This window comes from Streptomyces pimonensis (assembly GCF_041380215.1).
Lineage (GTDB): Bacteria > Actinomycetota > Actinomycetes > Streptomycetales > Streptomycetaceae > Streptomyces > Streptomyces pimonensis.
The window spans coordinates 20318-44640 of record NZ_JAHWZY010000046.1; the positions used below are offsets into that span (position 1 = coordinate 20318).

Below are 24323 nucleotides of genomic sequence, written 5' to 3' on the forward strand. Positions count from 1 at the left end.
ATGTTCTTGGAGGGCCTTTCTCTCACTTGGCGGCGGGTGTCCACGGCATGTCCGCCATGAAGCGCTTCCGGAAAACCGTTCCGGGATTGGTGAGGGCTGCTTCGACTGCCTCTGCCGGGATCTTCTTGCTCATGGCCCGTCTGGGGACCTTGAGGTAGCCGCAGGCTCGGAGGAGATCCGTGGCTGAAGCCCAACTGTCGGCGGCCACCACCACCTCGTCCAGGGCGTCGCACGCGTTGGACGCGTCGACCAGGACCGCGTACGCGATGACAAGATCCGCCACCCGCGCCTTGGCGGTCATGTCTCCCATATCCACTCCCTCTGGTGAGGGTGGTGGGGCCGCATGATGCGGCCTCACCACCTGGTCCCCCTGGGGGGAACTGCGTAGATCAGCTTTAGTGGTCGCAGGCGATCAGGGATTTTTTGATCCTGATGCCGGTGGTCCAGTTGTGCCGGATACCGGCCGCGAGAGCAAGGAGGCGTTGTCCGGTACGGGCGAAGACTCCGGCAGGGGTTCTGCCACCGTGTCGTTCCAGGCTGAGCCGGCCTTCGAGGGTATCGAACACCGACTCGATCCACTGGCGGACACGAGCGAGACGGCCATGACGGATCGGCTCGTCCTTCCGGTCTGGCCGAACCAGGTGGATGCCGAGGCGTTCAGCGCAGAACGCCTCGAACTTCCGCCCGGCAAAGCCCTTGTCCGCCAGGATCACCTGGTCGGCGCGGATGAGGTGATGGTCGCGTTCGAGCAGTGCGGTCATCACCTTCCGCTCGCCGAGTTTTGGGTTCGCCAGGCACCAGGACACAGGCATGCCTTCGGCGGTCGTAACCAGATAGAGCCGGAGACCCCAGAAGAAGCGGGAGCAGCTGCGGCAGTAGCCGTATCCGGCGTGTCCGGCCAGCTTGGAGCGTTTGACGGTTTCGCGAGAGGCCGCGCAGGGCAGTGGCGTGGAGTCGATCAGCCGCAGGTTGTCGTTCCAGGTCGGCACCTGGCGGGCCAGGGCCTCGATCACGTGGCTGATCAGTGGCCCGGCGGCGTTGAGGCGCTTGTCGTAGGCGGACTGCTGGGGCAGGTAGCGGAAGAGGTGCCCGAGCCGGGCGTGGGCGAAGCGGATCCAATGCCGGGCGGAGGGAAAGCCGAGCAGGACCTGGGCGACTGCGAGGCACAGCAGTTCGGCGTCCGTGAGTTCAGGGGGTCGCCCGACCCGGCGACGCGGGGCCACATGGTCGTCGAGGAACACGTGCAGTGCCGCAAGAAGGGCGCCAGGTTTGTTTCACACACTGACCAACGGGCGTCCTTCGCCATGGTCGCGACCAGCAAAAACATAGGACTCATTCATCCAGGGACCTCGGCCCTGCCGCCCGGAGGAGGCCGCCCCGGGCGACGGCGAGGGGGCGGGAAGGACACGTCCCCGGTCGCGGTCAAGGACCGCCGGGTCACGGGTCCGTCCCAGCGGACGGCGGTCGCGAACGGGCGTGGAGCGGTGCGGGAACCGCCGTCCCGGCCGGACCGGCGGCAGGCCCCGGCGCGGTGCGGCGCACCGCGCTCAGACCTCGTCTCCCTTGCAGGACGGCGTCAGGGGACACCAAAGGGATGGTGCGGTACGGAGGGGGGCGCACCGGCGGTGGCGTGCGCCGTGTCCGTTTTCACCTGTCACAAGGCTGTATTAACGGGTGGCCGGGCGAAACTGCGGGCGGTCCGGACGGCTCTTGGTGCTCAGGAAGGCCCGCCCGGACCGACGGGCCGGCACCCCGGCCGACACCGAGGAGACACCATGCGCTTCAACAAGATCACCATCGCAGCCCTGGCCGTCGTCGCGGGCCTCTCGCTCACCGCCTGCCAGAACGACGACACCGCCACGGACCGGAGCAACTCGTCGTCCTCGAAGGGTGGTTCGAACTCCGGTGGCTCGGCCCAGGGCGCCGCGAAGGACTCCACCGGGAACGACGCGGACGAGGGGCGGGGCACGGTCGCCGGAACCGGCTCCAGCGGGAACGGCACGACCGGCGCGTGCCGCACCGACGAGCTGGAGGTCACGGCGACGGACCACACCGTCGAGGGCGACCCGGAGGGCATGGTCGCGGTGGAGTTCACCAACGGCGGCGGCCGGGACTGCGCGCTCTCGGGTTACGCGGGTGTCGACCTGAAGACCAACGCGGGATCGCTGTCCGCGGAGCGCACCGGCGAACAGGCCCCCTCGGTCACCCTCAAGGACGGCGAGTCGGTGGCCTTCGCCGTCAGCTACCCGGTCAACGACTCGGGCGGCTCAGGCGTCCGCGTCACGGGGCTGGTGGTGACCCCGCCGGACGAGACGAAGTCGGTCACCCTCGACTGGCCGGGCGCCGCCTCCCTGCCCGTCACGGACGGCTCCGGCACCCCGGTGAAGGTCGGCCCGATCGGCAGCGCCGGCCAGGGCGGCTGACCCGCCCCGCCGGCCCCGGGCTCAGGCCGCGCTCGCCACACCGCTCGTTGTCGTCGTCGGTCCGTACCGGCAGTCGCGGCAGCGGCCGGGTTCCAGGGAGCGGAAGACCCGCTCGCAGCCGTCGCAGTCCTGGAAGGGGGGCAGGCGGTGGGCGCCGGCCGTGACCGGTGGAGACGCCGGGGCCGCGGGAAGCGGCGGGGACAGCAGTTCGCGCAGGCGGTAGGCGATCACGCCCGCCGGGTGCTTCATGGGAACGGGCAGGTCGGCGGTCAGGGTGCGGTGGGCGGCGGCGGGGGCGGCACCTCGTTCGAGCCAGTCGACGACACTCGGGGCGAGTCCGTTCACGTCCCGCAGGGACAGGGGGAGCCGCTCGTCGGTACGGCGCAGACCGGCGAGGAGGGTGACCGCCTCCTCGTACCGCCGACCGGAGCGAACGGGCTCGCGCGGCGGGCCCACGGGGGCGGGTGCGGGTACGGACGTCTCAAGGACCTCCACCGACGCGTCCGGGACAACCGGAGCAGCTTGGGCAGCCGGCTCACCGGGAACTTGATCGCCCTCCTCGGGAGCCTCCCGGCCGCCCGCACCCTCGACCGAGTCCCGAGTGCGGGCACGACCCGTCCCCGCACGCCCGACCGCCCCAGCGGGAACGGACGACGCGGCCGCCCGCACGGGCAGCGGCGTGTGGTGGGCGTACGTACGCGTCACCAGGCGGCCCGCCTCCGTGTGCTCGCGCACCCGCTCCAGGTAGCCGTGCGCCTCCAACTCCCGGAACGCGAACGCGATCCGGTCCCGCCCCTCGGGAAAGCGCTCGGCGAGACTGCGGATGTCGACCGGCGTCCCCGCGGGCACCGACAGGATGTGGGGCGCCAGCCCGATCGCGGTCAGCGACAACTCATGGTGCTGGGCGAGGTGGTTGCCCACGACCACGTACTGACCGGACTGGTGCGTGCGTACGTGTGTGACACCGGAGGGTGTGGCGGATCGTCAAACACCCTGAATCGGGAGCGGGGCATGACTAGGCTTTTTCTCAGCCATGGGGAAGGCTCGACTTCCTCGTTGGCCAGGTCCTCGCCCCGGGAGTGCGAGTCCCGGCGGGGGCCGACGCATGTACGGGCTTGGGGAGCGCTGAGTTGCTCCGGCCGCTCCTGTGCCGAAACTGCCCGCCCGAACCATCGCCGCGCCAGCCAGTTCGACGTGTTTCACCCGCCCGAGTGACCTACACGAGGTTTGGTTGGTTTGGTCGGTTTTTACCCTTGGTTCTTAAGTCTTTTACCGCCCGCAGCCCCGACCCGCGCCCCGCCGCATCCCGTACTACCTGGCTCCGGTTCGGGGCCCGTCGGCGAGGACCGTACGGGCCAGCTCGCGAACGCCGCTGACCCGAGGATGTGAGCGGTGCAGCTCTTTGACGATGGCCCGCATGCTGGGCCGGTCCCGGACTTCGGCGGGGGGCACACGGAAGGCGGCCAGCAGGGACTGTGCGGTCTGTTCGGGCTTCCCCCCACTGCCACCAGGCACGAGCCATGTCGGTGTGCAGACGCCCCCTGCGTTCCGCCGTGGCGAACTGCTCCTGGCGGAGTTGCCCACCTGCTCTGATCGCGGCTCCGGCGTCACCGAGTGCCCAGTGGACTCCCACTTGGTACAGCCCTACGGAGGCAGGGGTGAGGGCAAAGAGGCGACCGGTCGGCGGTACGGCGGGCAGGTCGCGCGGCCTCGCCGATCATCGACAGCGCCTGGTCACGGTCGCCCGCGCGAGCCGCCGTGTACGACGTGGTGCAGAGCAGTTGCGCGTACGCCGCTGCCTGCGCCTGAGTGTTCAGGCCGGTGGCCTCGATGCTGCGGGCTGCCTTGAGGACGAGCCGCTGCGCCGTGTCCGCTTGATTCTGGTGACGCAGCGCGATGCCCAGTTCACGGGCAGCCGCCGCCGAGGCCAGCGGAGAACCGGACAGATCCGCGTAGAGGCCCGCACGGTCGGCGGTGAGCCGTGCCTGGTCGTACCGTCCGATCTTCACCAGCACCTGGGCCGTCAGCGAGTAGCAGGCGGACAGACGCGCATAGTCGATCTCCGCACGGTCCCGGATACGGGCGTGGGCCGTGGCAAGGAGGTCCGGCAACGCTTCCAGCAGATCGCCGTACCGGCCGGTGTCGAAAAGCGCACGCGCACGAGCCAGACGCACGTCGAGAGGCACCGACGACCCCGAAGGGGCGGGCATGTCCGCGAGGGCCGTTTCCACGCCGAGCAGAAGGGACGTGGGGACGGCCAGCCCTGCCGCTGCGAGCAGCGTACGGCGTCGCATCGGGTCCTCCTCGGTGTGGCGTGGGCCGTTCGGCGCAACACTAGCGGCTCGCAGGCCCGTGAGCCCCAGTGCCGCTCCCAGGACGTCCGGTGGTACTCCGACTTCGGAAGCGGCTCGCTGCAACAGACGCAGATCGCTGACACGGCCGGATTTCTCCAGCCGGGAGACGGTCGACGCCGAACAGCCGAGCCGACGACCGAGGTCTGCCTGGCGCCAACCGTGCAGAGCCCGGCCGAGCCGGACCAGCCCGCCGGGATCACACCGCTCCATGAGTAAGCGGACCCTGGACGAGTTCCACACCGGGTCGATGGTGCGCTGCATCGCGCCTCCCCATGGCAGGAGCAGGACCGTCCGTCCACGGTAGGAGGTTCGGAGCGGCGCGCCCAGGGGACGTGCACCTTCTGCACACTGCTTGCGTGGAAAGCGCGTTGAGGACGTCCGAGGCCGACGACGTGGTGCCGTGGTGATGCGGCCCGCCGGCAAGGAGCGGGTACGCGGCACACGGGAGGAGAGCCACGATGGCGACAACCCTGGAGCGCGCCCCGAAGACGGCTCCCGCGATGCGGGAGCCCAGGAAGTACGTCGAGCCGGAAGTCTGGGAGCGGGAGATCCAGCTCCTCATGCGCGACTACCCGTTCGACGAGGTCATGGCCGAGCGGCTGTTCGCCGCGGCGGTCTCGTACCTGGTCACGGCGATGGAGAAGTGGGGCCAAGGGCTGGAGATGTGCTGCGGTCGGCTGGTCGACATCGCCGTCCACGTCTTCATCCTGGACACGAAGAACTACCGCGATTTCTGCGCCCGGCACTTCGACGGCAGGTTCCTGGAGCACATCCCGGAGATCGAGTTCAAGTACGACGGCTCGGTGGAGCGCACGGCCCACATCATCGCGGAGAACGGCTTCCCGGTGGACTGGAAGCTGTGGGAGCGCGACTTCGCGAAGTGCGGTCCGTGCAGGCCGGGCGAGAACTGCCACTGATCGGTCGAGTACGGCCGGGTCCGGATGTCGTCGGTGGACACCCGGACCCGTTCTCGTCTTCATGGCGTGTCGCGGGCGGGCCACGGCTACGGTGCTCCAGCGCCATGCTCGCTCCCCCCTCAAGGACGCCCATGCCCCGCACGCCACACGATTCCGTCCTCTTCTGGGACCGCTACAAGCCGGACCGGGACGGCCCGTCGCCGCCTCCTGACGTGGCGGCCTTCGAGTGGACTCAGTACGAAGGTCATGGTCCGGGAGCCGAACTGCTCGGCCGACCGCGTACCGCACTGGAACTGGGGGCGGCAGAGTGCCGGGAGGCGTCGTGGCTGGCGCGCCGGGGAGTACGCGTCACGGCCCTGGACCTGTCCCCCGTGCAGGTCGAGCGGGCACGCAGGTGGTGGAAGGACGTTCCCGGCCTGACGATCGAGGAGGGGGAGGCGTGCTCCTTCCTCCGTGCGGACGACCAGACGTACGACGCGGTCTACTCGATCTGGGGAGCGGTGTGGTTCACCGACCCCGAAGAACTCTTCCCGCTGGTGGCCGAACGGTTGTCACCGGGCGGAGTGTTCGCCTTCTCGCACGGCGAGACCCCCCGGCACCTCAACGGCCGCCGCCCCATGTACGGGAAGGGTCCGGAGGGCAGGGAGATGACCGTGGACCGCTGGTGCCATCATCCTGGGACATGGGCCGACCTGGCCCGCGAGCACGGCTTCCGTGACGTCCGGGCACGGTGCCTTCCCGCGCCCACCGACCAAGCGCTGGGCACGATCATCGTCGAAGCGCGGCTTCCTGCCTGACAGAGCAGACGACCCAAGGTCTCCCGATCACTGAAGGGACTCCGTGCCACCGTCCTCCTACTCGGCGAGCGGACGATGCCGTCTCTGCGGTAGCGCCATACAGATAGACAGGCGGAGCGGAAAGGTCTACCCCCATCGCCGTGCTGACGCGCGGGCTGTGTTCAGCTCTCGGCGACCACCCTTCACAGAGGAGGAGCTGGAGCAGCAGATGGCTGCGCGTACAGCTCGCCAAGAGATCATCAGCGGCGACACCTCGCTGCCCGTCTTCAGCTTCGTTCAGTGCGAGTCGACGTTGCGACGCCCCTACGGGGGCAGAATGGTGATGCGCGAGCAACTCGAACGACTGTTGCAGTTGGGCAAGTTGCGGAGCGTTGACCTCCAGGTCATGCCTCTTGGGCGTGAGGGGAACGCCGGGGTCGATGGCCCGTTCCGAGTCCTTCGGCTCAAGGATGGAACCACTGTGGGATCCAACGAAGTTCAGCTCACCAGCCGTGCGATCGTCGATCCGAAACTCGTTCAGATCCTTGAGATCCGCTACGGGACCATCCGATCTCAGGCTCTCACCCCCGAGGAGTCCCTGGCCTTCAGCGAAAAAATGCTGGGAGAGCCATGAGCTTCAAGCCTGCCTTTGAGAACGGGACAGCACGCATGTGGATAAAAAACAGCTACAGCACGGATGACGGCCCGTCCTGCGTCGAAGTGGCCTGGAAGAAGAGCAGCTACAGCGGCGCTGACACTCCCTCCTGCATCGAGGTGGCCACCGCCCCCGACCACATCCTCGTCCGCGACTCCAAGAACCCGGACGGCCCCCGCCTTGCCCTCACCCCCACCACCTGGGCCGCCTTCCTGCCGTACGCCTCCCGGCGCTGACGCGCCCGAGCGGACCGGTCGCCCACGCGGCGCCCCGGAAGCGTGAGCACTTCAGCGAGAAGTGTTCACGCTTTCGTCGTGGTAGGCATGTGCGGTGATCGGTCGCCTCCCGTTGGACGAGCAACTCGCCGCCCTGAAAGTCGTACTGTCCCGCAACGAGGTCCTGCTGGAGGTGCTCGACCGGACCGCGGCACTGCGCCTGCCCGGCTGGTACCTGACAGCGGGCTGTCCCTTCCAGACCGTGGGGAACGTCGTCACGGGCAGGCCGCCCACCGAGGGGATCAAGGACTACGACGTCTTCCACTTCGACGACCGCGACCTGTCCTGGGAGGCGGAGGACGCGGTGATCCGCGCCGCGGCCGAGGCCTTCGCGGACCTCCCGGCCGAGGTCGAGGTCCGCAACGAGGCCCCGCCGAGCGCAAGGCCCGCACGGGCACCGACACGGCACGCGCCTGGTGGGCGTGGAACCGGCCCGAACAGACGGCCCGCGCCCTGCTCGCCGCATACCGGACCAGCCCCGGCGAAGTACGCGACCGGCCGGCGATCCGCAGCATCGTCGACGAGCTCGCCGAGCGGCACCCGCGGACCACGGGCGTACGGGAACTCCACACCGCCGTGACCCGATCCTGAACAGGCGCTGCGGGACACAGTGTCCACTTGCCGGATGTGCGGGGGCTGTCGCCCGTCTCCCGACACATGGGTGACGTCGGAGGCCGCACGAGGAGGGGCGCCCCCGGAAGGGCGCCCCACTCACCTCACGTCGTCGACCGGCGCCTGCGCGCCCCCGGCCGCCGCTCGCTCGGCCTCGTCACCGGGTCGCCGGCCTCCAGCGCGGCCAGCCGGCGCCGGGCGCCGAAGTCGGCCAGGGCCTCCGCCAGCTTGTGGACCGACGGCTCGGGAGCCATCACGTCGACGCGCAGGCCGTGCTCCTCCGCCGTCTTCGCCGTCGCCGGGCCGATGCAGGCGATCACCGTCACGTTGTGCGGCTTGCCCGCGATGCCGACCAGGTTCCGGACCGTCGACGACGACGTGAACAGCACCGCGTCGAAGCCGCCGCCCTTGATCGCCTCACGGGTCTCCGCCGGCGGCGGCGACGCGCGCACGGTCCGGTACGCCGTGACGTCGTCGACCTCCCAGCCCAGGTCGATGAGACCGGCGACCAGGGTCTCCGTGGCGATGTCGGCACGGGGCAGGAAGACACGGTCGATCGGGTCGAAGACCGGGTCGTACGGAGGCCAGTCCTCCAGCAGGCCCGCCGCCGACTGCTCGCCGCTCGGCACCAGGTCCGGCTTCACGCCGAAGGCGACCAGCGCGTTCGCCGTCTGCTCGCCCACCGCGGCGACCTTGATCCCCGCGAAGGCACGGGCGTCGAGGCCGTACTCCTCGAACTTCTCGCGGACCGCCTTCACCGCGTTGACCGAGGTGAACGCGATCCACTCGTAGCGGCCCGTCACCAGGCCCTTGACCGCCCGCTCCATCTGCTGCGGGGTGCGCGGGGGCTCCACCGCGATCGTCGGGACCTCCTGCGGCACGGCGCCGTAGGAGCGCAGCTGGTCGGAGAGCGACGCCGCCTGCTCCTTCGTGCGCGGCACGAGCACCTTCCAGCCGAACAGCGGCTTGGACTCGAACCACGACAGCTGGTCGCGCCGGGCGGCGGCGCTGCGCTCACCGACCACGGCTATCACCGGCCGGCCGCCCTCCGGGGAGGGCAGCACCTTCGCCTGCTTCAGCGTCTGCGCGATCGTGCCGAGCGTCGCCGTCCAGGTGCGCTGCCGGGTCGTCGTACCGGCGACCGTCACCGTCAGCGGGGTGTCGGGCTTGCGTCCGGCGGACACCAGTTCGCCCGCGGCGGCGGCCACGGAGTCCAGCGTGGTGGAGACGACCACCGTGCCGTCCGACGCCCCGACCTCCGTCCAGCACCGGTCGGACGCCGTGCGCGCGTCGACGAACCGCACGTCCGCTCCCTCGGCGTCGCGCAGCGGCACACCGGCGTAGGCGGGCACGCCGACCGCCGCCGCGACACCGGGGACGACCTCGAACGGCACCCCGGCCGAGGCGCACGCCAGCATCTCCTCGGCGGCGTACGCGTCGAGCCCGGGGTCACCGGACACCGCACGCACGACCCGCCTGCCGCCCCGCGCGGCCTCCATGACAAGATGTGCGGCATCCCGCACTGCGGGGACGCCGGCGGTTGTTGACGCGCCGTCGACGACCGTCAGCTGGGGCGTGCCCGTACCCGGATCCGACGTGTCGGAGTCCGTGTGCACTTCGGCGACGCCCTGCCTCGCGTGCGTGCGTACGACGTCGAGCACCTCGTGCTCGGCGACGAGGACGTCCGCGTTGGCCAGCGCCTCCACGGCGCGCAGGGTCAGCAGTCCCGGATCCCCGGGTCCGGCACCGAGGAAGGTGACGTGCCCGTGTTCCGGAGGGGCGGGAAGGGTGGTGGGGCTCACTGTGCTCGCTCCCCCATCAGACCGGCCGCGCCCTGCGCGAGCATCTCGGCGGCGAGTTCACGGCCGAGCGCCGTCGCCGCCTCGTGCGTCTGGGGCACGGGACCGGTGGTGGACAGCTGCACCAGCGTCGAGCCGTCGATCGAGCCGACGACGCCGCGCAGGCGCATTTCCTTGACAATCCGTCCGTCGGCCTGGGGGTCCCCCCGCTCGAGCGGAGCCGAGAGTGGGGGAAGGTCGGCCAACGCGCCCACAGGGGCGCTGCAGCCGGCCTCCAGGGCGGCGAGCAGGGAACGCTCGGCCGTCACGGCGGCCCGCGTGAGCGGGTCGTCGAGCTCGGCGAGCGCGGCGACGAGCTCCGCGTCGTCCGCGGTGCACTCGATCGCCAGTGCCCCCTGGCCGGGGGCGGGCAGCACCGTGTCGACCGACAGGAAGTCGGTCACCTCGTCGCTGCGTCCGATCCGGTTCAGTCCGGCGGCGGCCAGCACCACGGCGTCGAGTTCGCCCTTGCGGACGTACCCGATGCGGGTGTCGACGTTGCCCCGGATCGGGACCGTCTCGATGTCCATGCCGTGGCTGCGCGCGTACGCGTTCAGCTGCGCCATGCGGCGCGGCGAACCCGTGCCGATGCGGGCGCCGCGCGGCAGGTCGGTGAGCTTCAGCGCGTCGCGGGTGACCATCGCGTCGCGCGGGTCCTCGCGCGCCGGGACGGCCGCCACGACCAGTTCGTCGGGCTGCGCCGTCGGCAGGTCCTTCAGCGAGTGCACCGCGAAGTCCACCTCGCCCCGCGCCAGCGCCTCGCGCAGCGCGGCCACGAACACTCCCGTGCCGCCGATCTGCGCGAGGTGCTCGCGCGAGACGTCGCCGTACGTGGTGATCTCGACGAGCTCGACGGGCCGTCCGGTCACCTGGCTCACGGCTTCCGCCACCTGCCCGGACTGGGCCATGGCGAGCTTGCTGCGCCGCGTCCCCAGCCTCAGTGCCTTCTCAGTCATGCCGGCCCTCGGTTCCTTGCGTTCTTCTCGGTGCTTTCCTCGGCTCGGGAGACGGAGGCCACCGTCTCGGGGTCGAGGTCGAACAGGGTGCGCAGCGCGTCCGCGTACCCGGCGCCGCCGGGCTCGGCCGCGAGCTGCTTGACCCGTACCGTCGGCGCGTGGAGCAGCTTGTCGACCACCCGCCGCACGGTCTGGGTGATCTCCGCCCGGTGCCTGTCGTCCAGGCCGGGGAGCCGCCCCTCCAGACGGGCGATCTCACCGGCCACCACATCGGCCGCCATGGTGCGCAGGGCGACGACGGTCGGCGTGATGTGCGCCGCCCGCTGTGCCGCCCCGAACGCGGCGACCTCGTCGGAGACGATACGCCGCACCTGGTCCACATCGGCAGCCATCGGAGCGTCCGCGGAGGCTTCCGCGAGCGACTCGATGTCGACGAGGCGCACCCCGGCGAGGCGGTGCGCGGCCGCGTCGACGTCGCGCGGCATCGCCAGATCCAGCAGGAACAGCACGGGTTCGGGGCGCGGCGGCTCGGCCACCGGCTCCGGGCGGCGCCGCTCGGGGATCCGGCCGACGGCGGACGCGGTCGCGGCGAGTGCGCCGATCAGCTCGGCGTCGGCCTGCGGGCCGCCGCCGCGGCCCGCCCGCCCGGCCCGGCCGCGGTCGACGGTCGTCCCCGCGGCCCACGTGGCGTGCTGCTCCAGCGTCGCCGCGTCCATACCGGCGACGGCGGCCTCGCCCATCACGGAGAAGCCGGGCCGTACGGCGGACAGGTCCAGCGGGCAGTTCTCCTCCGCGCCCACGGAGGTGGGCGGGAGCGGGGCCTCGGCCGCCTCGGCGGCCCCGGCGTCCGGGTCGACGGCCGGCTGCCGTCCGACGCGGCCCTCGACGCCCGCGGCGATCACCTCGGCCGTCAGGACCAGTCCCGTCGCGCCCGTGCAGGAGACGACGACGTCGGCACGTGTCAGCTCGAACGGCACCGAGTCCATCGGGACCGCGCGGGCCAGCACGTCCGTGTCGTCGCCCTCGGCGAGGATCCGCGCGAGGCGCTCGGCACGCTCGGGCGTGCGGTTGGCGATCACTATCTCGCCGACGCCGAGCCGCGCGAGCGTGGCCGCCGCCAGCGAGGACATCGAACCGGCGCCGATGACCAGCGCCTTCCTGCCCCGGGCCCAGGTCCCGACGGGCGCGCCGACGGCCAGCTGCTCCAGGCCGAAGGTGACCAGGGACTGCCCGGCGCGGTCGATGCCGGTCTCGGAGTGGGCCCGCTTGCCGACCCGCAGCGCCTGCTGGAACAGGTCGTTCAGCAGCCGCCCGGCGGTGTGCAGTCCCTGGGCGCGGGCGAGCGCGTCCTTGATCTGGCCGAGGATCTGGCCCTCGCCCACGACCATCGAGTCCAGCCCGCAGGCCACCGAGAACAGGTGGTGGACGGCCCGGTCCTCGTAGTGCACGTAAAGATAAGGAGTGAGCTCCTCCAGGCCGACCCCGCTGTGCTGGGCGAGCAGCGTGGACAGCTCGGCGACGCCGGCGTGGAACTTGTCCACGTCGGCGTAGAGCTCGATGCGGTTGCAGGTCGCGAGGACGGCGCCCTCGGCGGCGGGCTCCGCGGCGACCGTGTCCTGCAGCAGCTTGGTCTGCGCGTCCGCGCTCAGCGAGGCCCGCTCCAGCACGCTGACCGGCGCGCTGCGGTGGCTCAGTCCGACGACGAGGAGACTCATGCCGGCATCACGGCGGGTACGTCCCCGTCGGGTCCCTGGTCGGTGGCGGCGGGCTGCCTGCGGACGGCGGCCGGGGCGGCGGTGTCGACCGCGGCCTCCTCGCCGGCCTTGCGCTGCTCGTGGAAGGCGAGGATCTGCAGCTCGATGGAGAGGTCCACCTTGCGCACGTCGACCCCGTCCGGAACGGTCAGCACGGTCGGCGCGAAGTTCAGGATGGAGGTGACACCGGCGGCCACGAGACGGTCGCAGACCTGCTGGGCGGCGCCGGCGGGGGTCGCGATCACGCCGATCGACACGCCGTTGTCCGTGATGATCGACTCGAGCTCGTCGGTGTGCTGCACCGGGATGCCGGCGACGGGCTTCCCGGCCATCGCGGGGTCGGCGTCGATCAGCGCGGCGACCCGGAAACCACGGGAGGCGAACCCGCCGTAGTTGGCGAGGGCGGCGCCGAGGTTGCCGATCCCCACGATCACGACCGGCCAGTCCTGGGTCAGGCCGAGTTCACGGGAGATCTGGTACACGAGGTACTCGACGTCGTAGCCGACACCCCTGGTCCCGTAGGAGCCCAGGTAGGAGAAGTCCTTGCGCAGCTTCGCGGAGTTGACCCCCGCGGCGGCCGCCAGCTCCTCCGAGGAGACCGTGGGCACCGAGCGCTCCGAGAGCGCGGTGAGGGCGCGGAGGTACAGCGGAAGGCGGGCGACGGTGGCCTCGGGAATCCCTCGGCTACGGGTCGCCGGTCGGTGAGTTCGGCCAGTTGCCACGGTGCTCCTGCGGGTAGAGCGGGGCTTCAGGCGGTCATACGTCAGGTCATACGTCCCCGGACCGCCCCGTCGCATGCAGGCTATGCCTTTGTGAACGCGTGCACAAAGATTGTGTCCGATTTGCCCGGCCAACGTGACCGGGGTCACGCGCCCCCGGCGCACTCGTGAGGAACCGGCGCACGAGCACCGTCGTTCCTTTTCTTCTGGGGGCAAAACCGCACACTCTCCTCTGTGAATCCCGCCCCCGAGACCAAGTCGCCATCGATCCTAAGCGACTTTCGGCCAGTTTGGACTGGCCGGTCAGTCGGCGAGGGCCCTGCGGAGACGGTCCTCGTTCACGCGCCAGAAGGTGTGCTGCTCACCGTCGACGAGGACGACGGGAATCTGCTCCCAGTACCGGTCGTACAGCTCCCGGTCCTCGGTGATGTCCTTGTGCTCCCACGGGACGCCGAGCTCCCCGCACACCTTCTCCACCACCACCTGCGCGTCGTCGCACAGATGGCAGCCGGGCTTGCGAACGAGGGTGACGAGCCGGTCCCGCGGGGCGGCCGGCCTGTTGCGGCGGAAGAGAGGGCTCATGCGGGTCATTGTCGCGCGCCCCGACGCCCGGACCCGAAGAGTTCACGAGGCTCGAACCTCTCGGCCCCGGAACATCCGCACCGACTGGCTATGCTCACGCCATGGCCGCTCTAAGATGGCTCACTCCCCGTAGGCGCCCCGCCACGGCGCGGAGCGTGTTGGCAGGCGAGGCCTCGGCGGAGGCAGCACGCAAGTCCACCCAGGAAGTTTCCGAACGCGAACCGGAGTTCCCGGTCGTCGGCGACGAACGGGCCGCCGCGTTCTTCGACCTGGACAACACCGTGATGCAGGGCGCGGCCCTGTTCCACTTCGGGCGGGGCCTGCACAAGCGGAAGTTCTTCGACACCCGCGATCTCGCCCGGTTCGCCTGGCAGCAGGCGTGGTTCCGGCTGGCCGGGGTCGAGGACCCCGAGCACATGCAGGAGGCCCGCGACTCGGCGCTCTCCATCGTCCAGGGGCACCGCGTCTCCGAGCTGCAGTCCATCGGCGAGGAGATCTACGACGAGTACATGGCCGAGCGGATCTGGCCGGGGACCCGGTCGCTGGCACAGGCGCACCTGGACGCGGGGCAGCGGGTGTGGCTGGTGACGGCGGCGCCGGTGGAGATCGCCACGGTGATCGCCCGCCGGCTGGGGCTGACCGGGGCGCTGGGGACGGTCGCGGAGTCGGTCGACGGCGTGTACACGGGCAAACTGGTGGGCGAGCCGCTGCACGGCCCGGCGAAGGCGGAGGCGGTACGCGCGCTGGCGCTCGCGGAGGAGCTGGACCTGAGCCGCTGCGCGGCGTACAGCGACTCGCACAACGACATCCCGATGCTGTCGCTGGTGGGCCATCCGTACGCGATCAACCCGGACTCCAAGCTCCGCAAGCACGCCCGCCGCATGGACTGGCGCCTGCGCGACTACCGCACCGGCCGCAAGGCGGCCAAGGTCGGCATCCCGGCGGCGGCGGGCGTCGGCGCGGTGGCCGGCGGTACGGCAGCCGCCATCGCCCTCCACCGCAAACGCCGCTGATCCCCGCCCGCATCCGCCGGCCGCGGACAGCCGCGGGCCGCCGTTTCCGCGGGCGGTCCCGCCCCCTCCGGCGCCCCAAAGGCCTGGGAGGTGCCCCGAGCGCGACGGGGGTCCCCGCTCGAGCGGGGCCGGGCGGCGAGGGAGGGAGGGAGGGAGAGCGGGCGGCAGGGGGTACACCCCGCTCATGGGGGACCCGCTCGAACGGATCCGAGGCGGGGAGAAGCCGGGAGCAGGGAAGACGCCCCGCAGGCGCCGGACCGCGCGAGCACCCCGTCCCGCACCGTCACGGGGCGCCCCGTGACGCGCCGGACGCGCAGGCTCGCACCGGACCGCACCCGATGACGCACAGCCCCCGGTCAACCTCCGTCCCCCCGCCGAACCGGTCACCGAGGACCGCTTCCGCCGCCCCGCACCCAAACCCGGCCAATCCAACTTCCTTACCCCGCAACCCCCTTGTTCAGTCCTCTTGGCTGCACACGGCCACAACCCGCCCCACTCCACCCCTAAACACGAACGACTCAGGTCGAAAACCGGTCATCAAACCACACCCGAACAGTCATCAAACAGCAACAGAAGAGACGCAATCGGCGATTTTGGCAACTCGGCGTAGCAGGCCCTGCACGAAGCGTTATTCTCCTCAGACGCAATCCGGTACCCGCCCGTAGCTACGACGGGTGAACGGTCCCGCACTGCATGTGATGGAAGCTCTGCCTCTGGGAGTCCCGTGTACCCACACGTCGGGGTTGACGCCTCGGGCCTGGCTATGCTGCGCGCGACAGTCGCGACAGCCCGAGATCTGCTGCGCGGCATCGTCCCCACCGCGCACGCGGTCCCCGCGTTCGCCACCGCCCCCGCCGTCGGCCCGTGCTACGTTCCCGCCGCCGGCCCGTGCTACGCCCTCGCCGACGGCGGTGCCGCGATCGGCGGACGGGGGCGCCACTCCACGGCCCTCGCCACCACGGCCAAGGGCGCGGCCAGAGGGGCCTCCGCCAGGACCGCCGGCGGCACCCCCACCACCCGCCGTCCCGCCGCCGACAGCGACAGCGCCCGGATGATGGAGCTCGTCGAGCGCGCCCAGGCCGGCGAGGCCGAGGCCTTCGGGCGGCTGTACGACCAGTACAGCGACACCGTCTACCGCTACATCTACTACCGCGTCGGCGGCAAGGCGACCGCCGAGGACCTCACCAGCGAGACCTTCCTGCGCGCACTGCGCCGCATCGGCACCTTCACCTGGCAGGGCCGCGACTTCGGCGCCTGGCTGGTGACCATCGCCCGCAACCTCGTCGCCGACCACTTCAAGTCCAGCCGCTTCCGCCTCGAGGTCACCACCGGGGAGATGCTCGACGCCAACGAGGTCGAGCGCTCCCCCGAGGACTCCGTTCTCGAGTCCCTGTCCAACGCCGCCCTCATCGATGCCGTACGACGGCTCAACCCCCAACAGCAGGAGTGCGTCACGCTCCGATTCCTCCAGGGTCTGTCCGTCGCCGAGACCGCCCGCGTGATGGGCAAGAACGAGGGCGCCATCAAGACCCTCCAGTACCGGGCCGTCCGCACCCTCGCCCGGCTCCTCCCGGACGACACCCGCTGACCGCATGCGCCCGCCGGCCCGAACACGTTCCGCAAGAACCAACTCACGGTAAGTGAAACTCGGTTGGCTTCCTCATTCGGTCATCCCGGTTCCGTAACCCAGGTGCCGCGCCACTCGTTGTGCGGGATACAGGCTCCCTGTGGTCACCCTCTGACCGACTTCGATCACCCGATCGTGTGGCCGTGGTCAAGGCGGTGACCCCTCAGGACCCCCTGGGGAGTCGACCGTGATGACGAGAGGAGGTGCCGCCTGTGATCGCGAACGTATCGGCGCACCGGCGGGCGAACGCCTTCGCCCAGGTCCTGGAGGAGCAGTCCGACCGGGGCACGGCGGCCGAGCAGTCCGAAGGATCGGCACCGGCCCCGGCCGCCGCCGTGGAGAGCGAGCGGGCACGGTTGCTCGCACTGACCTCCGGCCTCGGCGCGCTGCCCAAGCCGGAACTGGACCCCGAGGTCAAGGTCGTCCAGCGGGCCCAGCTGGTGGCCGCGTTCGAGGCCATGCTCCAGGAGGGCACCGCTGCGGGCGAGGCGACGGATCGGGCCGTACCCGGACAGCGCTCGCGCCGGGCCGGTGGCGCCCACCGGGCGACCCCGCTGGGCAGGCTGCGACCGCGGTCGCGACTGGCCAGAGGGCTCACTGCGGGCGGGCTCACCGTCGGCGTCGCCGCCGGCGCCCTCGGCGGAGTGGCCGTCGCCAGCTCCGACGCCCTGCCCGGTGACTCCCTCTACGGAGTCAAGCGAGGCATCGAGGACGTCAAGCTCGGCCTCGCCGACGGCAACGACGAGCGTGGCCGGGTCTACCTCGACCACGCCTCCACCCGCCTCGGCGAAGCCCGCCGGCTGATGGAACGCGACCGCGGCGGCTCCCTCGACCACGAGTCCCTCGGCGAGATCCGCCGCGCCCTGTCCGGCATGCGGCACGACGCCGCCGAGGGCCACCGACTGCTGCGCGAGGCGTACGAGCACGACCCGGACTCCCTGGACCCCATGCAGGTCCTCTCCTCCTTCTCCCAGACGCACCGTCACACCTGGGGCGCACTGCGCGACCGGCTGCCCGTGCAGCTGGGGGACGTGAGTCAGCAGGTCTCGTCGGTGTTCGACGCCATAGAGGAAGACGTCGCGCCGCTGCGGCCGCTGCTCCCCCGGCCCCCGGCCGACAAGGAGGGCGACGGCGCGGAGCGGAACGGCTCCGCGCCGACACCCGCCGCCCCGTCGTCCGGCACGGCCCCCTCGCAGTCCCCCGGCACCGGCGACGACACCTCCGGCGAACGCGATTCCAGCAGTGCCGGCCCCTCCGGTTCCGCCGACCCCGACGGCGAGAGCGACGGCCTGCTCGGCGGCAGCACCGGCGACCTGCTCGACCCGCCCGAGAAGAGCGGCGCCGCCATCACCCCGCCACCGGCGGAGGGCGGCCTCACCCCGCCCTCCGCCCCCGATGTCACCATCCCGCCCCTCCTGCCCGGCCTCCTCCCGGGCCTGGGCATCGACGGCGAGGACGCGGAGTAGGACCGGAGGCCACCCCGCGCCCCCTCAAGGGGCGCGGGGTGGCCTTCACGCTTCAGGGACGCGGAGACCTGCGCGCTTCCGCTTCAGGGACGCGGAGAACCGCGCGCCCCCTCACGAACGGCTCGCATCCGCCACACGACCCACCGCACCGAGCGCTGCCACGCACCCCGAGGCCGGAAAGGGCACCGCCCAGAACACCGACCGCCGCTGCACCGGCAGCGTGGCCCCTCCCGTCGGCTGTCCCCGCACTGCTCCACAGGCTTCGAGCAACTGCGCCGGACTCCGTCCGCCGGCCTGCCTCCACCCAGCCGCAACGGCCACCTCAGAAGAACACCGACCGCCGCTGCACCAGCAGTTTGTACAGCGTGTGCTGGATCTGCTCCCTGACCTGGTCGGTCAGGTTGAACATCAGCATCGGGTCGTCCGCCGCCTCCGGCGGATAACCGTCCGTCGGGATCGGCTCGCCGAACTGGATCGTCCACTTCGTCGGCAGCGGAATGACGCCCAGCGGCCCCAGCCACGGAAACGTCGGCGTCAGCGGGAAGTACGGAAAGCCCAGCACCCGTGCCAGCGTCTTCGCGTTGCCGATCATCGGGTAGATCTCCTCCGCCCCGACGATCGAGCACGGAACGATCGGGACACCCTGCCGCAGCGCCGTCGAGACGAACCCGCCGCGCCCGAACCGCTGCAGCTTGTACCGCTCGCCGAACGGCTTCCCGATGCCCTTGAACCCCTCCGGCATCACCCCCACCAGCTCACCCTGCCCCAGCAGGCGTTCGGCGTCCTCCGCACAGGCCAGGGTGTGCCCGAGCTTGCGGGCGAGTTCGTTGACCACGGGCAGCACGAACACCAGGTCCGCCGCGAGCAGCCGCAGATGACGGCCGGCCGGATGGTGGTCGTGGACGGCGACCTGCATCATCAGACCGTCCACCGGCACCGTCCCGGAGTGGTTGGCGACGATCAGCGCGCCGCCCTCCGACGGGATGTTCTCCACGCCCTTCACCTCGACCCGGAAGTACTTCTCGTACACCGGCCGCAGCAGGGACATCAGGACCTGGTCGGTGAGCTCCTCGTCGTAGCCGAAGTCGTCGACGTCGTAGTCCCCGGTGAGCCGGCGACGCAGGAACGCCAGACCGCTCGCGACCCGTCGCTCCAGGCCGCCGGCTCCGTCGTCCGCGCCGCCGTCGGCCGGTTCCTGGGGCTGCTCGTCCGCACCGGTCACCGGGTCATCATCCCGCACGGGCGCCACGCCCGGCAGGGGCTGGACATCCCCGACCGCCGAGGGCTGCGTGCCGCCCTGGCGCCGGCTCCCCGCGCCCCGGCGGCGCGACGGGCGCTGCGCGGCGCCCCCGCGCGAGCGGTGGTCGTCGTCGAACGGAATGACCTTGGCGTCCGCCATCGTTGCTGCGCTCCTCAGTTGGCGCTCTGCGTCGGGGAGTGACCGCTGCCCGGCAGGGGCAGCTGGGCGATCCGGTCGACGGCCCTCGCGAGCGTCTCCGGCGGAAGCAGCCCCGGGCCGCGACTGCGCACGAAGTCCGCAAACGTTTCGGCAGTCGAGTACTTCGGGGTGAAGCCCAGCGTCTCCCGCATCTGGTTCGTCGCCACCACCCGCCCGTGCGTGAGCAGCCGGATCTGCTCGGGCGAGAAATCCGTCATTCCCAGCGTACGCACCAGCGAGCCCGCCCAGGTGACCGCGGGAAGCAGCAGCGGCACGGTCGGCCGGCCCAGCCGTCGCGAGCACTGCGAGAGCAGCAGCACGCCGTCGCCGGCGATGTTGAAGGTGCCGCTGTTGAGCGTGCCTCGCCTCGGTTCGTGCGAGCCGATCCGCAGCACCTCGACGACGTCGTCCTCGTGCACGAACTGAAGCCGCGGATCGTAGCCGAACACGGTCGGCAGCACCGGCAGCGAGAAGTACGAGGCGAGCGGGCTGTCCCCGGCCGGGCCCAGGATGTTGGCGAACCGCAGCACGCACACGGCGACGTCCGGACGGCGGCGCGCGAAGCCGCGCACATACCCCTCGACCTCGACCGTGTCCTTCGCGAAGCCGCCGCTGGGCAGGGACTTGGGCGGGGTCGACTCGGTGAAGACCGCCGGATCGCGGGACGCGGAACCGTAGACGTTCGTACTGGACTTCACGACCAGCCGCTTGATGTTCGGGGACTTCTGGCAGGCGCCCAGCAGCTGCAGGGTGCCGATGACGTTGGTCTCCTTCAACGCGGTCCGGCCACCGCTGCCGAGCGGCGTGCCCGTCACGTCGAGGTGGACCACCGTGTCGGCGCCCGACTCGGCGAGCACCCGCGCGACGGTGGGCTGGCGGATGTCCGCCTGGACGAAGTCCGCGCCGCCCAGGTGGTGCTCGGGCGGGACCGCGTCCACGCCGACGACCCGGTCCACCTCCGGATCCCGCAGGATCCGCCGGACGAAACGGCCCCCCAGCTGACGTGCCACACCGGTCACGAGCACGACCTTTCCCAAGATCAGCGCCTTCCTCTCGCCCTGCTCCCGACGGCCAACCTATCGGGTCGCCGTCGCTCTGTGGTGCCGGCCGGATGCTCGAAGTGACGACAGCCCCGGACGTACGAACGGCAGTGGCCCCCCACCGGAATGCGGTGGGGGGCCACTGGACACGCTCTCGCGCTGTCGCTTACTTCTTGTTGCGACGCTGGACGCGCGTGCGCTTGAGCAGCTTGCGGTGCTTCTTCTTGGCCATCCGCTTGCGCCGCTTCTTGATAACAGAGCCCACGACTACCCTCGCTCACTTCTCATCACTCGGTGTTTGGGCGCCATGGGCCCACACGACCTACGAGGGGCTAGCCTACCCGCCCGAGCGCCGAGACCGTAATCGAGGTGACCGGGGAGGCCCGCGAGTGCCCGGTGCGGACCTCTCCGGATCGCCGTCAGACGGTGTCCACCCCCACGTAGCTCTCGCGGAGGTACTCGTGAACCGCTTGCTCCGGGACGCGGAAGGACCGCCCCACCCGGATCGCGGGCAGATGACCGCTGTGCACCAGCCGGTACACGGTCATCTTCGACACTCGCATCACCGAGGCGACTTCCGCCACGGTAAGGAACTGAACCTCGTTCAGAGGCCTCTCGCCAGCTACAGCCATGACACACCTGAACCTTCCGCACTCGACGGCCGCCGGCTTCCCCTTCCGGTGACTCTTCGTCGTTGCGTGCTCACTCCCCAATGTAGGGGCGGGTGATGCGAGTGGGGAAGAGGTGCACCCGCCGGCGGACTACTGTGACAGACACGCTCGATTGAGTACGTAGCGGGCCAGCGGCAGGTAGTGATCGGACCGCGCGCCGTCGTCAAGTGGAACGACGAGGGACACCGCTCCCTCGGCCTCTGCGACGAACGGCGCGGGGTCGTTCACATCGGCCGGTCCCACGGCCTCGAACCCCAGCTGACCTGCTCCGCAGACCCAGCCGTGGTCCCCGATCACCAGCTCCGGAAGCGGCCCGCCGGCATCGGCCGCCGCGGCCAGCGCGGCCCGAACCGGGAGGGGGGAGTGCGTGTGCGCGCCGGGCTCACGACCGGGGCGTTCCCCGGTCGCGCTCCGGGCGAGCCCGACTCCCCGGACGTAGTCGAGGTTGTACGTGCGTAGACCGAACCTGGTCGTTATGTCGACACAGCGACCCTGCGCCGGGGTGAGGACGTCACATCCCGCCGCCGACAGGGCGTCTGCCAGAACGGCGTAGAAGCCGAGCAGCCGGTGCGGGTGGCCGGTGCCGAACAGGACCGGCCCGCCACGCTCCGCAGCGACCGCCAGCCGCCCCGCGAGGGCGTCCAGCGCGGCCAGGGTCCGCCCGGGATCAATCACATCATGGCCGGAGATGCGCGCGGAATCGGCCGAAACCCCGCACCTGTCCGCCATCAGGGCGAGCAGTTCCCGCTCGCCCCACACCCGCTCGGGCTCCAACCCGATCAGCAGACGCGGATCCCGGGCGGCGAACAGCCGGTAGCTCCGCAGGCTCTCCTCCCGCGTGGTGCCCACGACCCCGGCGAGCCGGGCAGCGAGGAGGTGCGCACGGAGCTCGGCGGTGGTCAGCACGGAAGCGATGGTGCGGGACACGGGAGCGCTGCGGGCCGGGAACGGGGGAACACCGCACGGTCGGCGTAACGGACCCTCCGCACGACCTCCCGTACGGCCGTCAGGGCAGCAGCCCCCGCAACGGGAACACCGCGCGCCGCGCCGCCAGGATCGCCTGGTCCACGCGGTCCGCCGGGTCGTACCCCTCGTCCCACGCGGTCCAGGACACCGGCCACCGCCCGTCCGTCATCCGCCGCGGCGCCGGCTGCCGGGTCCGGGCGTACACCTCCTGCCGCCAGCCCTCGGGGATCACCGTCGTGGGCTCCACCGGCCGCTCGGCCGCGATCCCCACCAGGTGGGTCCAGGACCGCGGCACCACCTCCACCACCGCGTAACCGCCACCGCCCAGCGCCACCCACCGCCCGTCGGCGTACGCGTGCGCCAGCTCGTGGCACGCCGTCTGCACCGCCCGCTGCGCGTCCAGCGACACCGCCAGGTGCGCCAGCGGATCCTCGAAGTGCGTGTCGGCCCCGTGCTGCGTCACCAGCACCTGCGGCCGGAAGTCCGCGAGCAGCTCGGGTACGACGGAGTGGAACGCCCGCAGCCACCCCGCGTCCCCGGTCCCGGCCGGCAGCGCCACGTTGACCGCACCGCCCTCCGCGCCGTCCGCCCCCGTCTCCTCCGGCCACCCGGTCTGCGGGAACAGCGTCCGCGGATGCTCGTGCAGCGAGATCGTCAGCACCCGCGGGTCCGCCCAGAACGCCGCCTGCACCCCGTCCCCGTGGTGCACGTCGACGTCGACGTACGCGACCCGCTGCGCGCCCAGCTCCAACAGCCGGGCGATCGCCAGCGCGGCGTCGTTGTACACGCAGAAACCGGAGGCCGCGCCCGGCATGGCGTGGTGCAGCCCGCCCGCGAAGTTCACCGCGTGCGGCGCGTCCCCGCGCCACACCGCCTCCGCCGCGCCCACGGACTGCCCCGCGATCAACGCCGACACCTCGTGCATCCCGGCGAACGCGGGATCGTCCATCGTCCCCAGCCCGTACGACTGGTCCGCGGCCGCCGGATCGGCCGACGCGGCCCGCACCGCCCCGATGTAGTCCTCCCGGTGGACGAGCCGCAGCGTCGACTCCCCGGCCGCCTTCGCGGCGACCACCTCCACCTCCCGGTCGAGCCCGAGGGCGCCCACCAGGCTCCGGGTCAGCGCCAGCCGCACCGGGTCCATCGGATGGTCCCGGCCGAAGTCATAGCCCGTCACTGCCTCGTCCCACATCAGCTGTACGCGCCCGCTCATGCCCGCCACCGTATCGGTCCGGTTCCGCGGCGAACGATCTGGCGTACACGAGCGTCACGAGGACCAGCACCATCGGCACAGGCATCGCCCCGCGGTAGCTCCAGGCATCGCCGAGCGCCCCGGCCAACGGCGAACCGACCGGGAAACCCACGTGGTCGAAGACGTTCAGCCGCGCCACGGCAGCGTCCGAAGCTCCCGGACGGCCGGGGTCCGCGTCATGTGCAGGGCGTGAAGGCGACGCCCTGCACGAGGAAGCCGAACGCCAGCCAGGCCCTGCCGCGCCGCAGCACATCCGTCGTGGCGGCGAGCGTAGGGCTGGGAGTACCGGTGGGTGGATCCGGGTCAAAGACGAATTACCCCCGGCTTCCTGCTCGTGCGAGCAGAGGGACCAACTCTCCCATGTCCCCGAAGAGTCCTGTGGCCCCGGGGAGCTTCCCCGCGGGCGTCATCGCGGTGAACCCGTACACGTCCATCCCGGCCGCGACCGCCGCCCGGACGCCCAGCGGGCTGTCCTCGACGACCGCACACCGCTCGGGCGCCACGCCCATCCGCTCGGCGGCGTACAGGAACAGGTCCGGTGCCGGCTTCCCCCGCCCCACATCCTGCGAGCTGAAGATCCGCTCGTCGTCGAACCACCGGTCGAGCCCGGTCGTGCGGTGCCCCACCCGGATCCGCTCGTGACTCCCGGACGAGGCCACGCAGTACGGCACCCCGTCGGCGGTCAGTTCCTCGAGTACGCCCGTGGCGCCGGCGACAGGCTTCAGCTCCCGCTCGAACGCGGCGAAGACCCGGGCGTGGAACACGTCGTCGAAGTCCGCCGGCAACCGCTGCCCCGTCCGCTCCTCGACGAGATCGTGCACGCGGTGCATGGCGGAGCCCATGTAGTCACGGATGGATTCCTCGTACGAGGTCGGATGGCCGAGTTCGGTGAGATAAGCGGCCAGGAGCCGGTTGGAGATCGGCTCGCTGTCGACGAGAACGCCGTCGTTGTCGAAAATGACGAGGTCGTAGCGCATGCCTCCGACCCT

25 protein-coding genes and 1 pseudogene are annotated in these 24323 nt (G+C 71.3%); 9 read left to right on the forward strand and 17 right to left on the reverse strand.

Annotation, left to right across the window (positions count from 1 at the left end; translation table 11 throughout):
- Nucleotides 1-22: 22 nt before the first annotated feature.
- Both KYY02_RS29850 and KYY02_RS29855 read right to left on the reverse strand, forming a co-directional pair.
- Nucleotides 23-310: a hypothetical protein gene (locus KYY02_RS29850; protein WP_371243406.1), complete on the reverse strand. Its 288-nt coding sequence runs from the start codon at nucleotides 308-310 to the stop codon at nucleotides 23-25.
- Nucleotides 311-395: 85 nt separating this feature from the next.
- Nucleotides 396-1247 carry an IS982 family transposase gene (locus KYY02_RS29855; RefSeq protein WP_371243450.1) on the reverse strand — a complete coding sequence of 284 codons (852 nt, stop codon included), beginning with the start codon at nucleotides 1245-1247 and terminating at the stop codon, nucleotides 396-398.
- Between the two features lie 528 nt (nucleotides 1248-1775).
- On the opposite strand from KYY02_RS29855, the gene KYY02_RS29860 reads away from it, so the two are divergent.
- Nucleotides 1776-2423, forward strand: coding sequence for a DUF4232 domain-containing protein (locus tag KYY02_RS29860; protein ID WP_371243408.1), 648 nt, complete (start codon nucleotides 1776-1778; stop codon nucleotides 2421-2423).
- A gap of 21 nt (nucleotides 2424-2444) precedes the next feature.
- Here KYY02_RS29860 and KYY02_RS29865 read toward each other — a convergent pair whose 3' ends face one another.
- Both KYY02_RS29865 and KYY02_RS29870 read right to left on the reverse strand, forming a co-directional pair.
- A complete protein-coding gene (locus tag KYY02_RS29865) occupies nucleotides 2445-3350 on the reverse strand; it encodes a helix-turn-helix domain-containing protein (protein WP_371243409.1) in 906 nt (301 codons plus the stop codon).
- Nucleotides 3351-4030: 680 nt separating this feature from the next.
- Nucleotides 4031-5038: a helix-turn-helix domain-containing protein gene (locus KYY02_RS29870; RefSeq protein ID WP_371243411.1), complete on the reverse strand. Its 1008-nt coding sequence runs from the start codon at nucleotides 5036-5038 to the stop codon at nucleotides 4031-4033.
- Between the two features lie 197 nt (nucleotides 5039-5235).
- On the opposite strand from KYY02_RS29870, the gene KYY02_RS29875 reads away from it, so the two are divergent.
- From KYY02_RS29875 to KYY02_RS29895, 5 genes are all read left to right on the forward strand, one after another.
- Entirely contained in the window at nucleotides 5236-5694 is a 459-nt protein-coding gene (locus tag KYY02_RS29875; RefSeq protein WP_371243413.1) for a UCP032817 domain-containing protein, read from the forward strand.
- A gap of 131 nt (nucleotides 5695-5825) precedes the next feature.
- Entirely contained in the window at nucleotides 5826-6491 is a 666-nt protein-coding gene (locus tag KYY02_RS29880) for a class I SAM-dependent methyltransferase (protein ID WP_371243416.1), read from the forward strand.
- 157 nt (nucleotides 6492-6648) lie between these two features.
- Nucleotides 6649-7104, forward strand: coding sequence for a DUF5753 domain-containing protein (locus KYY02_RS29885; RefSeq protein WP_371243418.1), 456 nt, complete (start codon nucleotides 6649-6651; stop codon nucleotides 7102-7104).
- Nucleotides 7105-7139: 35 nt separating this feature from the next.
- Nucleotides 7140-7361: a DUF397 domain-containing protein gene (locus tag KYY02_RS29890; RefSeq protein ID WP_371243420.1), complete on the forward strand. Its 222-nt coding sequence runs from the start codon at nucleotides 7140-7142 to the stop codon at nucleotides 7359-7361.
- A gap of 94 nt (nucleotides 7362-7455) precedes the next feature.
- The gene (locus tag KYY02_RS29895) at nucleotides 7456-7980 is read left to right on the forward strand and encodes a nucleotidyltransferase family protein (RefSeq protein ID WP_371243422.1); all 525 of its coding nucleotides are present in this window, start codon (nucleotides 7456-7458) and stop codon (nucleotides 7978-7980) included.
- Nucleotides 7981-8116: 136 nt separating this feature from the next.
- Here the strand turns inward: KYY02_RS29895 and KYY02_RS29900 are convergent, their stop codons facing one another.
- The 5 genes from KYY02_RS29900 to KYY02_RS29920 form a co-directional block, all read right to left on the reverse strand.
- A complete protein-coding gene (locus tag KYY02_RS29900; RefSeq protein WP_371243424.1) occupies nucleotides 8117-9814 on the reverse strand; it encodes a bifunctional uroporphyrinogen-III C-methyltransferase/uroporphyrinogen-III synthase in 1698 nt (565 codons plus the stop codon).
- Nucleotides 9811-10806 carry a hydroxymethylbilane synthase gene (gene hemC, locus KYY02_RS29905; protein WP_371243426.1) on the reverse strand — a complete coding sequence of 332 codons (996 nt, stop codon included), beginning with the start codon at nucleotides 10804-10806 and terminating at the stop codon, nucleotides 9811-9813. The genes KYY02_RS29900 and hemC overlap by 4 nt, the downstream gene beginning before the upstream one ends.
- The gene (locus tag KYY02_RS29910) at nucleotides 10803-12521 is read right to left on the reverse strand and encodes a glutamyl-tRNA reductase (RefSeq protein ID WP_371243428.1); all 1719 of its coding nucleotides are present in this window, start codon (nucleotides 12519-12521) and stop codon (nucleotides 10803-10805) included. The genes hemC and KYY02_RS29910 overlap by 4 nt, the downstream gene beginning before the upstream one ends.
- Complete coding sequence (locus tag KYY02_RS29915; protein ID WP_371243430.1) at nucleotides 12518-13282, reverse strand: redox-sensing transcriptional repressor Rex; 765 nt, start codon at nucleotides 13280-13282, stop codon at nucleotides 12518-12520. Before KYY02_RS29915 ends, KYY02_RS29910 begins: the two co-directional genes overlap by 4 nt.
- A gap of 300 nt (nucleotides 13283-13582) precedes the next feature.
- A complete protein-coding gene (locus KYY02_RS29920; protein ID WP_371243432.1) occupies nucleotides 13583-13861 on the reverse strand; it encodes a glutaredoxin family protein in 279 nt (92 codons plus the stop codon).
- A 101-nt stretch (nucleotides 13862-13962) separates the two neighbouring features.
- On the opposite strand from KYY02_RS29920, the gene KYY02_RS29925 reads away from it, so the two are divergent.
- The 3 genes from KYY02_RS29925 to KYY02_RS29935 all read left to right on the forward strand — a co-directional run bounded on the left by KYY02_RS29925 (nucleotide 13963) and on the right by KYY02_RS29935 (nucleotide 17967).
- Nucleotides 13963-14874 carry an HAD family hydrolase gene (locus KYY02_RS29925; RefSeq protein ID WP_371243434.1) on the forward strand — a complete coding sequence of 304 codons (912 nt, stop codon included), beginning with the start codon at nucleotides 13963-13965 and terminating at the stop codon, nucleotides 14872-14874.
- A gap of 724 nt (nucleotides 14875-15598) precedes the next feature.
- Complete coding sequence (locus tag KYY02_RS29930) at nucleotides 15599-16462, forward strand: ECF subfamily RNA polymerase sigma factor, BldN family (protein WP_371243436.1); 864 nt, start codon at nucleotides 15599-15601, stop codon at nucleotides 16460-16462.
- Nucleotides 16463-16713: 251 nt separating this feature from the next.
- Nucleotides 16714-17967: a DUF5667 domain-containing protein gene (locus KYY02_RS29935; protein WP_371243438.1), complete on the forward strand. Its 1254-nt coding sequence runs from the start codon at nucleotides 16714-16716 to the stop codon at nucleotides 17965-17967.
- Between the two features lie 322 nt (nucleotides 17968-18289).
- Here the strand turns inward: KYY02_RS29935 and KYY02_RS29940 are convergent, their stop codons facing one another.
- The 8 genes and pseudogenes from KYY02_RS29940 to KYY02_RS29975 form a co-directional block, all read right to left on the reverse strand.
- Nucleotides 18290-19366, reverse strand: a complete 1077-nt coding sequence (locus KYY02_RS29940; RefSeq protein WP_371243440.1) for a lysophospholipid acyltransferase family protein — start codon at nucleotides 19364-19366, stop codon at nucleotides 18290-18292.
- Between the two features lie 14 nt (nucleotides 19367-19380).
- Nucleotides 19381-20442: an NAD-dependent epimerase/dehydratase family protein gene (locus KYY02_RS29945; protein WP_371243442.1), complete on the reverse strand. Its 1062-nt coding sequence runs from the start codon at nucleotides 20440-20442 to the stop codon at nucleotides 19381-19383.
- 169 nt (nucleotides 20443-20611) lie between these two features.
- Entirely contained in the window at nucleotides 20612-20710 is a 99-nt protein-coding gene (locus tag KYY02_RS29950) for a 30S ribosomal protein bS22 (protein ID WP_003948845.1), read from the reverse strand.
- Nucleotides 20711-20864: 154 nt separating this feature from the next.
- Nucleotides 20865-21077, reverse strand: coding sequence for a helix-turn-helix domain-containing protein (locus tag KYY02_RS29955; RefSeq protein ID WP_371243444.1), 213 nt, complete (start codon nucleotides 21075-21077; stop codon nucleotides 20865-20867).
- Between the two features lie 129 nt (nucleotides 21078-21206).
- A complete protein-coding gene (locus KYY02_RS29960; RefSeq protein WP_371243446.1) occupies nucleotides 21207-22022 on the reverse strand; it encodes a phosphatase in 816 nt (271 codons plus the stop codon).
- 100 nt (nucleotides 22023-22122) lie between these two features.
- Nucleotides 22123-23295, reverse strand: a complete 1173-nt coding sequence (locus KYY02_RS29965; RefSeq protein ID WP_371243448.1) for an acetoin utilization protein AcuC — start codon at nucleotides 23293-23295, stop codon at nucleotides 22123-22125.
- Nucleotides 23246-23494, reverse strand: a pseudogene (locus tag KYY02_RS29970) (MFS transporter); the annotation flags it as partial. The gene KYY02_RS29965 and the pseudogene KYY02_RS29970, both read right to left, overlap by 50 nt.
- A 154-nt stretch (nucleotides 23495-23648) precedes the next feature.
- Entirely contained in the window at nucleotides 23649-24311 is a 663-nt protein-coding gene (locus tag KYY02_RS29975; protein ID WP_371243452.1) for an HAD family hydrolase, read from the reverse strand.
- Nucleotides 24312-24323 lie beyond the last annotated feature (12 nt).

Bases quoted from the DNA above. Each gene is read 5' to 3' on its own strand.
- KYY02_RS29850 (WP_371243406.1), bottom strand. From the start codon at position 310: ATGGGAGACATGACCGCCAAGGCGCGGGTGGCGGATCTTGTCATCGCG.
- KYY02_RS29860 (WP_371243408.1), top strand. From the start codon at position 1,776: ATGCGCTTCAACAAGATCACCATCGCAGCCCTGGCCGTCGTCGCGGGC.
- KYY02_RS29870 (WP_371243411.1), bottom strand. From the start codon at position 5,038: ATGCAGCGCACCATCGACCCGGTGTGGAACTCGTCCAGGGTCCGCTTA.
- KYY02_RS29875 (WP_371243413.1), top strand. From the start codon at position 5,236: ATGGCGACAACCCTGGAGCGCGCCCCGAAGACGGCTCCCGCGATGCGG.
- KYY02_RS29880 (WP_371243416.1), top strand. From the start codon at position 5,826: ATGCCCCGCACGCCACACGATTCCGTCCTCTTCTGGGACCGCTACAAG.
- KYY02_RS29890 (WP_371243420.1), top strand. From the start codon at position 7,140: ATGTGGATAAAAAACAGCTACAGCACGGATGACGGCCCGTCCTGCGTC.
- hemC (WP_371243426.1), bottom strand. From the start codon at position 10,806: ATGACTGAGAAGGCACTGAGGCTGGGGACGCGGCGCAGCAAGCTCGCC.
- KYY02_RS29910 (WP_371243428.1), bottom strand. From the start codon at position 12,521: ATGAGTCTCCTCGTCGTCGGACTGAGCCACCGCAGCGCGCCGGTCAGC.
- KYY02_RS29920 (WP_371243432.1), bottom strand. From the start codon at position 13,861: ATGAGCCCTCTCTTCCGCCGCAACAGGCCGGCCGCCCCGCGGGACCGG.
- KYY02_RS29925 (WP_371243434.1), top strand. From the start codon at position 13,963: ATGGCCGCTCTAAGATGGCTCACTCCCCGTAGGCGCCCCGCCACGGCG.
- KYY02_RS29940 (WP_371243440.1), bottom strand. From the start codon at position 19,366: ATGGCGGACGCCAAGGTCATTCCGTTCGACGACGACCACCGCTCGCGC.
- KYY02_RS29955 (WP_371243444.1), bottom strand. From the start codon at position 21,077: ATGGCTGTAGCTGGCGAGAGGCCTCTGAACGAGGTTCAGTTCCTTACC.
- KYY02_RS29965 (WP_371243448.1), bottom strand. From the start codon at position 23,295: ATGAGCGGGCGCGTACAGCTGATGTGGGACGAGGCAGTGACGGGCTAT.
- KYY02_RS29975 (WP_371243452.1), bottom strand. From the start codon at position 24,311: ATGCGCTACGACCTCGTCATTTTCGACAACGACGGCGTTCTCGTCGAC.